Below are 14,570 nucleotides of genomic sequence, written 5' to 3'. Positions count from 1 at the left end.
CAGCCGCCGGGTCGGCGGTGTCCAATACCGCCAGCTTGCCTTCATGCCCCTGCAGCACCGGGTATTCCGCCGACAAGTCATCGGTAATCGTGGTGACCGCGAAAGCATGGTGACCGACCGATGTCACCGTTTCGACACCGTCGACCATGCTGCGGCGCAGCACTTCGTGCATACCTGCGACGAAAATCGCCTGCCCCCACTTCACCGCCCGAAGCGCTGCTTTCAGACCTTCGGTCCCGGCACCATAGGGAGATTCGTTCCAGCCGGCCACGATGCCACCGACGTATTCCTGGTCGGTCTGCCCGTCCATGCCCGGTTCCAGTATTTCCGGATGGAATTTCGGGATGGCCGGATCCGCCTGATGCAAGGCCTCGGCACGTCGCACGTGCTCGGGCAGTCTGGCCTGCGCTGCGAATTGCACCTGGGTGGCACAGTCGGTGCCGCGCTGCTCTTCGAGATGGGCCAGTTGCGGTTTGGGCTGATCTGCGGTGTCCGGAGCCACCGGCAAGGCCCGACCGGTGGCTTGCACCGGTTCGACGCGGCCGGGTTCGGCCGCGCCGAAAGCAATCCAGTGACCGTCATGTCGGAAGGCCTTGTCCACGGTGATGTTCAGGTTGCGCTGCAGCACGAACTGCTGTTGTCGGGAATGCCATAGCGCATGGGTGCCCGCCGGAACCCGCACGAACATCATGTTCGATTCCGATAGCCGGTCGCCGACCGTGCTCGGCAGATCGGCCGGGGTGTAGCCGACCACCTCGAACTGCATGGACTCCGGCCGGATCGGATCGAACGTGGGGCTCAACCGGATGACCATCAGCATGTCCCGCGGCAACGGACGCTGCTCGAGCACCGAATCGGTCTTCTCGATCCGTGCCAACACCGGATGGTCGCGCGGACGTTCCTGCGGTGCCATTGCCAACAAGGTGTTGGGCTGCACGAATTGGTCGTAAGCCGTGCGCCTGCCCCCATTCCAGAGCGCCACCACCGCATCCCGGTCTTCCGGCCGCTGTGCGTCGAGCACCGGGTTCCAGATGCTTTCCAGATAGTTCAGCGCAGCCTGATCGCTCCCGAATCGCTCCGTGCCCTGAGACAATTCGACCAGTCCGAGAATCCGCTTGGTCTCCGCGGTCGATCCGGGGTGGTCCGCGAAGTTCACCGCGGGATCGACCTCGAACAACTGACCGGTGCGACGCTGCACCTCGAAGTCCAAATACGCCAACACCCTATGGTTCCGGATCATCTGATCCAGCTCGGCGAATTCGGTTTTCCAGGCCCGCACACCGGCTTGATCGACGCGCCGCCAAACCTGCGGATTCGCCTGCAGCGCAGCGAGAATAGCCCCGGCGGTGTCGACCGTCATCGTGTCGGCACGGTATTGCGCGAAACGGTCGGCAACCGTGGTGCCCGCCACTGCATCCAGCAGACTCTGCGCCCGCTGCTCACGAGTCGTCAGCAAGGCACGGTACCCAGAGGTCCGCATGACATGTTTGAACAGCAGCCGGTCCTGGCGGGCGGCGAGTTCGGCACGCTCTTTGACCGTGTAGTCCAGCCCGGCCACCACAGACGTCGGGTCGAGCCGTTCGACGGCATCCACCAACTCGACCAACCCGGTCAACCGTTCCCCCAGCACCGCGAGCACGGCCGGGTCCCGGCTGCCGGACTGCAACGCAACCGCACGCAATCCGGGCTGATCAGCGGATTGCTCGGCCGGGTCCACTAAGTCCAGTTCGTCGTCGAAGCCGAGGCGGGCCATCAGTTCATCGGCCCATTGGGCCGCATCGAAGTCTGGTGCCGACCAATGCGCGGGTAGCAGATATTCCCGGGTGCGGAACTTCAGCACCCCGACCCCGGTGCGGGCTTCCAGGTAGCCAGCGACCCACAGCCCGAGTTCCCCGATCGCCGGGGCACCGGCCAGCTGCGCCCGCCCCGCATCGTCGGTCAGCTTCATCAGATAGTCGAGTTGCTGGAATACCTCGACCACCGCAGGCAGCGAGTATGCCCGCCTCGGATCGATACCGAGCTGCCCGGCAATGATGACCCAGATCTGCGCCAGCTGTGCATGAGCCTGCGACCAGGACACCCCGACCTGGCCGCTCAACTTCAAGACGTGCTGCGCCGCAGGGCTTTCCGACTGGGGCAGCTCGGTGTTCACCGGCAGCCCGCGCAGTGCGGCTTCCGCTTCTTCGACGGTACGGGCACCCAGCTCCCGAGCGGTCACCCAGACTCGACGACTCTCTTCGACGCCGACCTTTTCGCCACGTAGCACCTTGCCCACCGTGGCCGTGCTCACCCCGGCCACGATGCCGATGTCTTCCTGGCGGATCTTCCCCCTGGACACTCCCCCCGGCACACCCGGCTCGAACGCCGCGGGCCGTTCGATCGGGTGCGCGCCGAGCATCCGGTGCTGCGCCATCCCGTGCGGTTGACGGCCCAGCAGCGGGATCTCCGGGTCCTTCGGGCCGTCGAAGGCGATGACTTCGATCGTCCCGTAGCGGGCGCCGACGACCTCGGCCCAATCCTTTTCAGCCTTGTCTCCGACGATCCAGCGGTCGGCGATCGCGCCGGGAACGCCGTTGTCGTGCACGATGACATCGCCGACTGCGAGCAGCTTCTGCCGCTCCAGTTCCTGCAATCTGGTTTGGGCGTCGATCAACTTCCGGGTCGCCCGCACCACTACGAAGGCGTGGTTGTCGGCGACCCCGATGATCGCCTGCTTGCCCTTGGCGACCTCGGTGAGCATGGCCTTCGCGCCCGCGGTGCCCACCCCGATGGGTTTGGTCCGGAAGTCGGCGTCCGCCCCGGCGGCCAGCCCGAGGTCCGACACACCCTGCAGCCGAACCATGGCGTCGTGCTGGGAGATCAGTCGCATCCGAGCCGCCGCCGGACCGTCCAAGACCAGCTCCAGCGCACCCAGCACCAGCGGCACACAGATCTGCGGGACTGCAGGTTCCGGCCTGCGATAGTCGGCCACGTCCATCGGCTGCCCGGCCGGGTCTACCAACAAGGTCGCGGGTGCCGGAGACTCGGTCAGCAGGGACACCAATTCCGCTTCTCGACGGGCGAATTCGTCGAGTGCGGTCTGATAGCGCCCCGCCAGCTCGAGGGTTTCCTCGTTCTCCAGGTAGCGCCGGGCATGACGGCGTGCGGTCTCCGAGGCGCTGTCCGCGGCCAAGATCTGATCAACCAGTTCCCGGCGGGTCGGTGGGTCGACGGCATCGAACTGCGGCAGCTGCGCGGTTCCGACTGCGGTGCGCAAACTGTCCCAAGTCCGGTAGCGGTATCCATCGAGATGCCCTGGTAGATCACGCATCCTGTCGAGTTGATCGATCTGCAGGTGAGCCGCCGCGGCCAAGCGTTCCTTGCTGTCCGCGAAGCTGAGCACCGCATCCCGCGCTGCCGTCCACTGTTCGGCCTTCAGCTCGACCCCGGCGGCCCGGGTTTCGAATGTGGTGCGCGACTGTTCCGATGCCTCCCAGGCCTCGGCTATCTGCCGCAGTCGGCCCAGACCACGATGACGTCGAGCCGGATCGAATCCGGGGCCGAAGGGGCTGGCGTGACGATGCCGCATGCGCAGCTGCGGCAACTCCAGTTCGTTCAATTCATCTGGCAGAACGTCATCTTCGGGGAAGCGTGCCACATGCTCGGCTCGCAGCACCCGGTACTGCTCGGCGAAGACGGCGTTTTGGGCGGCGCTGTGCCTGCGCGTGGTCTCGAATGCCTCGAAGGTGTGCACCCACCCACGCACATGTAGGAACTGGCGGACATCGTCGGCCAGTTCATTCACTCGTCGCCTGCGGTCATTCTTATACTGGTCACCGGATCTGTAGAGGGCCTCACTCATCTCGACCAGCCGCGCCAGCAGCCGTCGCGGATCGGAGTCCTGCAGCCTCAACTCCTCTGCCCGCGTGGCGATTCCGGCAGCCAAAGTTTGCAACTGTGCCAGCTGGTCGATGCGGATCTGGTCGGTCGTCGATTGCAGCACTGGCGCGACAGGTTCGCTGTCCTGAGTGCGATTCCACACGCCGAGCAACAGTCCGTTGATCCGCGTGTCGACCGCGGCGCCCTGCTGGTGCCGATCGAACAGTTGATAGTCGCCTGCCGCCGAAGCCATGTGTCGATGTCGTTCCTGGTACAGCAGTTCCAGATGCTCGGCCTGCGCGATGGCCCAGGGCAATGTCCCGACCTGGCCCAGGCTGTGCCGTTGGGCCAGGTAAACCCGGTGCAGTAGGTCTTCCAACAGGTCGATCCGGTCCAGCCAGTCCCGAACGCGCTCGACCTGGTCGAGCATGGTTTGCGCGGTGCGGAAGAACCGGTACCGGTCCGCGGCCACCACCACATCGGGCTCGATCTTCGGATCAGCCAGCAGCCGCTGCAACCACGCCTGCACCTCGGACTTCCTCGGGAATTCCACCATTTCGGCAAGCCGACTGCGCGCCTGATCCACCCGATTACGCCACTCCTGCCGCGCCTCGGAGTTCCGCACGAGAACTTCGGCCAGATCCAGATCAGCGGGCAGATAAGCCGAACCTTCGTCACGGGCCCTTTCGACCCAATCGTCCATCCGCTGCAGGCATTCCGGAGTGAGGCTGCGGCGAACCCGGTTCAGTTTTTCGATCGGATCGACCAAAGCTTCTGGTCCGGTGGGATTTTCCGGCGCCTGTGACGGAAAGGCCGGTCGACGCAAGGTAGTCGGATCGGAGATCCACCCATCGGTGGCCTGTTCCCCGGCCCGGAAGCTGAAGTTGCCTACCGTCTCCTGGATGGTGGCGGCAGCCACGAATTCTGCTGCTGCCTCGGTGGCGATCACCCGGATCTTCGGCCCCAAACCACCACTATCGCGGTTTTTACCAGCCCACGCAGCCAGATCGGCGGCCAGTTGACGGTAATCGGTGCCGTGCCAGGAGATCACTGCCTGATCCCGCGTGTTCCCGGCCTGAGCCTGGTGGTACTCCACTGCTCGCACCAAACCGGCCCGCAGCGCTTCGGGGGTCGGTCGTTCTTCGTGTACCAGAACCGTTATCACCTTCGCGGCTACCAGAACATTGGTGGCGACCGCGGACCGCTGGGCAGTTTCCCGCGGGGACAACGGCAAGGCGAACGGCTCTAGGGTCCCCTGGAATTCCTGTTGTCCGGCATGCTGTTTCGCCCAGGCCAGGGTGTCGGTCCAGGCTTCCAGTACCGCCAACCGCATCGGATCCGGGGCCACATCGTCCACTCCGAGACTGACCATGACCTGACGCCAACGCTGGTCGCTCAACTGCCGCTTCAGCACTCGCAACACTGCCTCGGCTCGCATTGATGCGGCGATTCCGGGCATGGCCAGCACCACGTCCGGTTCGGCCGTGGCGAACAGCTCCCGCTGAGCCGGGGTCCAGCTCACCCATTCCTGGGCCACCTCGCGCGCTGACATGGTTGCGAAACGTTCGGCGTCCTCGCGAGCGATCGTCCTGGCTAGCTGGTCCGGTTCGGTCAACCCGTGGAACAGCTGTTGTTCGACCTGGTTGGAACTCGGCTCGGCGGGTCGAGTGTCATCCACGAAATCGGCCAACCAGTCATCGGTCGTGGCTGCGGCGACCGCCGCATCCCCATCGCCTTCGCTGACCAGTTCGACCCGGCAGATACCCGGATCGCTGAGCGGATTCTCCTCCTGCCATATCGCGGCTTCCGCCGCCACGACCCGAACCAGCTCGTCGCCGTCGATCACCGCGATATCCACTGTGTGCGGGAACCGTGCGGCAGTGGTCCGCATCGGATCCAGCCGCAGTTCCGCGCGCAGCGACACCGAATCACTCTGCTGTTTCTCGGTTCTGAACAACTCGGTCGCCTTGACTGCCTGCTCCAGCAGCGCATCGTCGTAACGCGCGGTGCCCGGCACGAAACCGATCCGGCGCTTGGCGTTTTCGGTGCCGAATCCAATCGTCAACCGCCCGGTGGTGCGCGCATCGCCGAGCCGCGCGAAGGACAGCACCGTCATCTCCAGCCCAGGGTTACTGCCCCGCAGTTGACTCACAGTGCCGAATATCAACCCCAGTTCGTGCCTGCCATCGACATCGCCTTCCGCGGCGGCCAACTCCCACAACCGTTCCAGCTCAGCGATATTCACTGTGTTTCGCACCCGCCACGGGATGCCCTCGGCCTCGCCGATGATGTGTGGGTGCAGCTCCTGCAGCGCCTGGCGCTCCAGCTTGTCGGCCAGCACCCACAGCTTCCGGTTCTGCAAGGCTCGGTACTGCGCATCCAATGCCCCGCCCGTGGCGAGCATGTCGGAGACGTGCGTTATCCCGGCCTTGCGCAACGCACTGCGCACCAACGCCTCGGCAGGCCAAGTCTCCGGCGGCCCCGGCGGCGATTCGTCCGACACCGCAGCCGGACCGCCGATGCGGGCTTCGATGCCTGCGCGGGGGTTGTCGGCGAAGGCCACCTTGGCCTTCAGGTCGGTGCCGTATTCCACTACGTGGATCTCGGCGTCGACGTCCTCGCCGACCATCCGCATCTTCCAGGCGGCGATGGCTTCCTTGCCGATGATCCAGCCACCGTTCTTGCGGGCCTCTTGATCGTCGTTGTCGTAGACCACCATTTCCCCGGCACGCACACCGTATTGGGCATTGGTGGCTGCCAATGCCTCAGTGGCCACCATGACCGCGAACCCGTGTGCACCTCGTTCGCCCCGGTTGAGCACCCCAGCTGCCGCACCCAGCGTGCCTCCCTTTTCCGGGTCCACCGAATCCAACACCTGCTGCACCCCGGTTGTGCCGCGGCCGTAGTCGGTGCGCGACCAACCACCGCTCAGACCTTTGGCCAGGTCGAAGTCGGTCGCTCCGTTCAGCTCGAGCTCTTCGGTCAGCCCGATGGGATGAATCCGATCGTTCGGGTTGCCATTTTCGCCGAGCAGTTGTCGGAATTTCAGCTGCACCTGGCGGACACAGATCTGCGCGGTCTCGCCCGCCGAGTTCAGGTAGGTGGTCGGCACCGGCGGGACCTCGAGTTGCAATCCGGTTGGGGCATCGCCCGGGTCGGCATTGGTGAGCGAGCCGTCGGCTTCGGACAGGATCAGCCCGCCGAGGCCCTCTGCGGTGCCGATCCACAGGGTCAGCGTGCGGTCGCCCGGGGTCCCGGTGACGGTGATCCGGGCGCGTCCGTCGGTGTCGCCGAACATCGCCTCGACCCTGCGCAGGGCCTGATCGAAGACCATCGCGCCGCCGAGCTGCGCGACTCGGCCGGGCTGTTGTTCGGAGGTGCTCTCGGTGCCGAAGGCCACCGGCGGCGCCACCCAGTCCCGGGTCAACCGGCGCGCCGCCTCGGTCATCGCGACGACCCGGCCGCGCCGCTCGGCCCGCAGGATCGACTCGACCTGCACAGTGGTGGTTTTGGCGGTGCCGCGGGCCGCCTTGCCGCCCCGAGCCTTTTTGGCTTTGTGTTCGGTCAGTTGCACGCTCGCTTCGACCGCACCCGCTTCGGCGGCCAGGTCCATCCGGTGCGTGCGAGCCTCGGCCGAGTCGGTGCTGCTGCTGTGCACCTCGGTGGCCGGGCGCAGATCCATGCTGTCCTCGGCGCCCTCGGCATCGTGCAGCTGGACGGCCACCGCGGTGGTGGCGTCCAACATCACATCGGTGGTGGCGGCCAGCAGCTGCCGGGTGTGCGGGTCGATGTCCGACACCGCGCCCCACAGCGCATGGTTGCCGCGGTAGTCGAGCTCCGACTGCTCGTCCGAGTCGTAGTCGGGACCGGGCTTGTCGTAGGCGAACCAGACGACTTTCTTCGGCTCGGATTCCCCGAAGGTGCCGTCGTCGGCGAATTCCCCTGGCGCCAGCGGATGTTTGCCGACCCGGTCCGTCTTGTCCCGGACCAGCTGGATCCCCCGCTTGCGTCCGACCCGCGCGGCATCCGGCTTCTCTTCTGTCTCAGCGCCCGAGGGCTGATCGACCGGTTCCGGTTCAACCTGCGGCTGCGCGACCGGTTCCGGTGCGCCGGAGTCCTGCGCGACCGGTTCCAGTCCTTCCAGGTCCAGCTCGGCCGCGGCGAGCACCTCGGCCATGTCGATACCCGGCAGTTCGATGTTCTCCAGCGCCGCGAGGAAGGCATCCGCCCGTTGCCCGGAGGTGGTGTTCTCCTCGTCGATGGCATCGAGTTGCTCTTTACCCGCATAGGTTTCGCCGGGCGTGCCATCGGACGGGAAGATCTCGCTGACGTCGATCACTTCCACCAGCACTCGGGTGGACACCCGCTTGCTGCCCGGGATGTCGAACACGGTCACCCGCACCAGCACCGGGCCTCCGGTGTGGTCCAAGGCATTACCGATGAGTTCTGAGGCGGCCAGCCAGGCGTCATCCGCCCGGTCTTCCGGGAACCCGGCGGCGACCAGGGTTTCCCGGACCCACCTGCGGGTGGGCTTGAGGTCGCTCAGCCGGGGGTTCGGGCCGATCCCGATGACCCGCTGCATCCGGTTCGTCGGGACGTAGCCCCAACCGGGGGAGGGTCGTTCGAAGAACCGCAGCTGGTAGACCGATTCCTCGGACAGGGTGCTGGATTCCCACCGCTCCGCGGTGGCGGTCATCGTGGCGGTCAGCTCGGCCTGCTGTTCGACCGTGGTCGGCGCATCGGCGATCGTCGCCTCTACCGCCGCCTCGCGGCCACCCGGGTCGCCGAGTGCGTTGGCGCGCAACCGAACCCGAGCCTGCGGAGTCTGCTCGAATACCTTGTCCAGAGTCGCGGACACCGAGTCCATGACCTGTGCGGTCCGCGCCGGGTCGGTCCAGCCGTACCAGCTCAGCGCGACCGCGAGATCCTGAAGCAGTTCCCCTCTGCGCTGCTCGTCCTGCCACAGCTCCCGATCCACCGGGTGGGTATCGGAGGTGCCCGTTGCCAACTCGCCCGACAACACCGCGAGGGCCGCTTTCGCGGCGGACATGTTCTTGGCCCGATCCTCCTGGGACAGGCTTTGGACGTAGGTCAAACCTTCGAACGCCTGCAAGGTTTTCGGGTTGACGGCGGGCTCGGCGCCCCATTCGGCGCCGAAAGTCTTGCCATCCACCCACAGTTCATGCAGTTGCGCCGCGACGAACTCGACCAGCAACGGGGAATGCATTTCGATCCCGAGTTCGTGTGCCACCAGCACGGCACGCAGGGCGCGGCGGGCCTGCTCCACATTGACCTGCTGCCAATGATCGGGCAGCTGCTCGAAGGACAGGGCGGTCAGGTCGACCTGTTTGCCGTCGAATGTCCGCTCGGCGATGTCCTGCGCGCTGGCCTTGGCTGTGTTCCGGGGATCGGGAATCGGGGATCCGTCCCACATCCGCCATTGCGAGTCGACGGTGCCATCTTTGTGCCGGTACTGATTCCGATACTTCTCGTGCAACTCGGCGGCCAGCGTCTGGGTCAGCCGGTCGAATTCCCGCTCGAATTCCCACTCTATTTCGGTGGCCGAACCCAATGCCGGATCGATGGTCTCGGCTATGTCGTTGCGCAAGGCCAACGGGTCGGTCAGCAACCGCACCTCGGTGACGAAGGCCAACGCGGCCCTGTGCTCCAGCCGCACCACCTGCTCCCAGGTCAGCGCGGGCGCCTGCGCCCCGAGATAAGCGCGATTCGGGAAAGCCTCCGCCTTGAACGGGAAAGGCTCGTTCTCATCCGGGAAAGCCAAGAACCGGTACTGCAGCACCCACTGGTACACCAGCGGCATGTTGTCCACCGCGGCCTGGAAGATGCGCGGCGACACTCCGCCCATTATCCCGGTCGCGAACTCCGGCCGTCCCGCCCTGGCATTCGGCAGCTGCTTCAGCAGATAGCGCGGGGCCACTTCGCAATACGAAGCCCAGAGCCGACGAGTGAGCACATCCCAATGCCGATGCTCCTTCAGCACCGTACTGGCCAGCCCGTTCAACCATTCCCGAATGCTCTGCCCGTCCTCGGGTCCCGACACCTTCGGATCGAAGGCCTGATCGAACACCCGCCAGGTCAGCACCCCGACCAAGTCCTTGTCGGACAGCACGGCCTTCAGCTGGCCCCGGACCATATCCGGGTAGTCCGCGTCGGAAGCGCGGAATGCATTCTGCGCGTCGACATCTCCGTCTCTGGCCTGCTGCAGCAGCGCCAACCGTTCCGACTCGTTCCAGTCCTGGTCGACCTCCTCGACACTGCCGTCGCCCACACCCGGCGTGGAGCCGTTCGGCCGCGAGCCCGCCCCCGGGATCTTCGTGGCGACCATGGCAGCCCCCAGCGCCATCGGCAAGGCGATCACGGTGTTCAGGAAGGCGCCGAACGCGCCGCCCAGGCCGCGGCCCCAACCGCCGGACTCCGATTGCGCGGCAGCGATGCGGATCGCCTCGTTGAACACCACCAGTCCGTCGCCGTCCAATGGTGAGACCCGGCCGCGCACGAAATCGTGCACGTAGATCGACGAAATCGCGCCGTTCGACACCGACCGCACCCGGTCCGCAATCGCAGTGGTCTTGTCGGAGAACAGAACCGGGCCCCGCAACTGCAACGTGGCCGCGACCACCAACCAGCGCTGGGTGTCGCCGGGCAGGATGTCCGAGCGTAACCCGTCCAGCACCTCCTGTGCCGTGCGCACATCCACCCCGGCCGCGGCGGCGATCTGCTCGACGCTCGGGTCCGGGATCATTCCGCCTACCGGACCGGGGGTGTGCGGCACCTCGATCCCGTATTGTCCGGCGACCTCGGCGACCCGCTCCCGCAGCCCGCTTTCGACCGGGTGTCCGTCGAGCATGACCGCGAACAACCGCGGTGAAATACCGACCTCGGTGGCGATGACATTCCAGATCGGGAGCATCGGCACCTGGTAGCCGGCTTCCCGGGCCGCACGCAGGAACCGCTGGAAGTTCTCCGGCGCCAACAGCAACTCGACCAGATACGGCGGCAGCGCAGCCCAATCCACTTCGCCCTGCTCGGCGAACCAGTCCAGGGCCTCGTTCACCAGCCGCAGCGAATCCGCATGCCGCGGTACCGGATTCGTCTCTCCGGGGTCGACCTTCCGCACTAGCGGACGCCTCGGCAGTCGTTTGCTGCCCGCCAGGGCCTCGGCATCGCCCTTGGCCTGGTCCGTGGTGACGAACAAGGCCAACCGGGCCGCGTCGGCGTGCTCGGTCATCAGCTCCGACACCGCATCCACTCGCTGCGTGTCCGCACCACCGATCAGCAACGCCTGCAACGATCCTTCGCCGCGCAGTTCGGCCAGCCGCATGACATGGGCGACATCCGGATCGACGGTGGCCAACCCGAGGTCGTTGCGCCGCCAACTGCCCGGCACACCGGAGCCGATGTGCACATCGAGCCGGTCCGTGGCCTTACCGGCGCCGACCAGCAGGACCGTGACACCGGATTCCCCGTCCCTGGGCAACCGGAACAGCCGCACCGGCACATCCCCGCGCAACCCCTGCGACCACCGGTCCAGCAGCTGGATGCGCTCGGCCAGTGCGTCCAGCTCGCGCAAGCGTGCCTGGTGGTCTGAACCGGTACTGCCTGCCAATTCGGCCCGGCGCCGCACCAGCCATTCCCGGTTCTCCCGGTCCGCGGCCACCACGGCTTCGTCCTCACCGAGCAGCGCGGTGTCGACTTCATCGATGCCGTCGCTGCTGTAGCGGGCGCCAGTGCTGTAGTAGCCCTGATCCCGCTCGTCGCGCTGGTGCGTCGTCACTTCCCGCTGCGATTCCGCGAACAGGAAGCTGTGCGGTTCCTGATCCGGCGCCGCGATCTTCACCTGGATAAGCCGGTTCGCCGCGATGTCGACGCCGACCCGGTCGGAGCGCGGCGGGCCGAGCACGGTGGCCTGCACCGTCACCGGCCCCTCCGCCGCGGCCAACATCCGGTCCAGCTCCGCTAGCTCTGCGGCGAGCTTCTCATCGCGTACGCGGGTCCGTTCCACGCCGTCCGGGCCGTAAAATTTCCAGGCCCCGAACTGGCTGATCATCTTGCGCGCCACGGCTTTACGGGTCTCGTTCACGGCCGCGTCGGACAAGGTCAGCTCGATCCGGGACTTTCCGGAATTCAGCTGGATGGTGAACTGGACCGCACCCGACTCATCCAGCACCTGCAACCGCGCGGTCTGCCCCGGCACCTCGAGCACGCTGACCACATGCAGCCGTCTGCCCGCCTCCGGGGCATCCCCGACCAGTTCGAGCACCATTTCCTGGGCGAACTGTCGGGACGCAGGATCGATGTGCCGGGCGATCTGCAGCGGTTCGCTTGGCTGCTTGAGGGATTCCCGGACCCGCTTGCCATTCTTCTCGACCACCACGCGGATGATGTCGCCCTGCTCATCCCGCTGGAACGTCTCCTCGATGACCGGACGGCCCAGGGCATCCCGCATCTCCTTGGTCAGGAATTCCGAGAGGATCTCCTGCGGCGTGCCGGTGATCAACGACGGGCGAGGCGCCGAACTCGCCCGGGTCCGCGGTCGGACGTCGACATCGTCATGACGGGTGAATTCGCCGGTCCGCTCGTGGTATTCGATCCGGGTGGTGCCGTGCCCGGTTTCCATCTCCAGGACCAGAACACGATCCCCGGCCGCGCCTGTGACCTCGATTTCCATCCAGCCGGTGCGGTAACCGACCAGGGTCAGCTCCCCGACCCGGTGGGCGATGGCATTGTGCGCCTGGCTGCTGCCCGGCCCGTCCCAGCTCTCGATCAACCCGCTGACCTGCTGGGCGAATCCGTGCCGGGTCCTGTCCCCTTCGGTCAGTCGCGGGCTGATCAGGACGCTGTGATCATTCCCATTGAAGGTCACCCCGAAGGCGAGGCTGCCGTATCGATCCAGGTGCACATGGGATTCCCTGCTCGGGTCGAGCGCCGTCCCCAGGGAGCCGAGCCGGAAACCGGCGGCTACGAATTCTTCGGTCCGTGCAGCAACCCAATCCATGGTCGGCTGGTCGATCCCGGTGACGCCGTCCAATACTGCCGCGATCCGATCGCGCTGCTGCGCCAGGAGCTGCTCCGGAGTCCACTGCGGCTGCGCCGGGGTGTCCAGGTCGTCGAAGATGCCCGCGTCCGGCTCTTCCAGCATCCCGCTGGCCTCGTGGTAGACGAACCGTGGGCCAGAGTTGTTCACCTGGACCTGCTGCTCGTACCGGCGGTTCCCCTCGGTGCCGGAAACCTCGATGTCCAGGGTGATTCGCCCATACCCCTCGGGCATCGCTTGCCGGACCCGACGAACCATGGCGTTGCGCACTGTGTTCCGGTTCGAGTGCTCGTTCCAGCGCCCGATCAACTCGGCCAGGTCCAGCCCGGCCTCCACCCGCGCGTGATCACCCTCGAAGATGTTCATGACGAAATGCACGCGGCCATTCCGGTTGTCCACTGATGCCGAGAACACCACCGCATAGTGCTCATTCACAACGCTCAGATAGTCGCCCCGGACCGACAATCGGTAGCCGGCCTCGGACAAATCCCCGGCCAGTTGCACGGTCAGTTCCATGGCCACCGGATCCAAGCCGGGGTGCTCGGCGACGAACTCTCGGGCCCGCCGTTGCGCCTCCGCGGGCGCCAATACCGGCGGCGGGGCCCGGTGCCCTCCGCCGGTACCGCGGCCGACCAGGACGTTCTTGAATTCCTGCGCCCAGTCCGGCAACCGACTGTCGACCGGCCGGTCCTGGGCCGGGTCGGCGGTGACCCGCATCCCCAACACCGCGACATGCTCCGGCGGCGACCAGTTCTCGTACAGCACGCCTTCGCCGTCCATGCCGTCCTCGAAAACCCGGACATCGCCGTTGCGATCGCGCTTGATGACGACCGCATGCCCCCACTGCGGCGCCGCGCCATCGACACCCGGGTACACCAACACCACAACCGCCGCGCCGCCCTGCTCAGCGACCAGATCATGTGCCGCATCCAAAGACTGGATGCGCGGGTCGTAGCCGACCCCCACCATCGGCGACACCTCGGACAGCAGCACACCCTCGCTCTCGACCCGCGCAGTGGCCAAGCCCCCGGGGGCCGGGCGGTCCACCGCAGCCCAGGCATTGCGACCGGCTACCGGGACGCACTGGTAGCTGGTGTCGCGGACATGCGCGGGGGGCAGGGAAACGTACTCGGTGGTGGAGGTGTCGGTTCGAGCGATGGCTTCGTCGGCCAGCAGCTGACCGAGCTTTTGGATCACTCGGTTCTTCAGACCGCTGGCTGCCCGTGCTGTCATCGCACCCGGCATCCGCTCGGCGAGCTCCGTCGGCGAGGTGACGTTCTCCTGGAACATCAACAAGGCCAACTGCTTATGGGACTCCGGCTTCAGCCCCTCGGCAAGCTGGATCCGCCGATCGTTCGAGGCCTGATCGACCAGTTCCCCAGCCTGTTCGGAGGTGAGCACGGGCCTTGGCGCCGGCAGCGGCAACCCCACCTCCCGCAGCGCCCGAGCCACCAGCTGCCCGGTCTCGCTCTGCAGCGATTGCTCCCCGTTCATGATCCGAGCCACCGTCGACTTGCCCACCCCGGCACGAGCAGCGATCTCACCGAGGGTGGGCTCCGGGACGAAAGCCTGTCCATCGAAATGCGGTGCCGGACCCGCGAGCACAGGAAGAAGCCAGTTCGGGACCTGAATCCCGAGAGCATCCAAGGCGAACGCC

General features: G+C 66.3%; 1 protein-coding gene (cut by both window edges). It reads right to left on the bottom strand.

This entire window lies inside a single protein-coding gene on the bottom strand: locus tag AB0H00_RS04000, encoding a LacI family DNA-binding transcriptional regulator (RefSeq protein ID WP_357260489.1). The 82,911-nt coding sequence extends 47,429 nt beyond the window's left edge and 20,912 nt beyond its right edge, so the window shows coding positions 20,913-35,482, spanning codon 6,971 (partial) through codon 11,828 (partial); the first complete codon in reading order (the gene reads right to left) occupies positions 14,567 to 14,569. Both codon boundaries (start and stop) fall beyond the window edges.

The organism is Nocardia sp. NPDC023852 (genome assembly GCF_040639505.1).
Classification (GTDB): Bacteria; Actinomycetota; Actinomycetes; order Mycobacteriales; family Mycobacteriaceae; genus Nocardia.
Note: the sequence above shows the minus strand (reverse complement) of the source record. Positions and strands in the feature narration are given on the sequence as shown.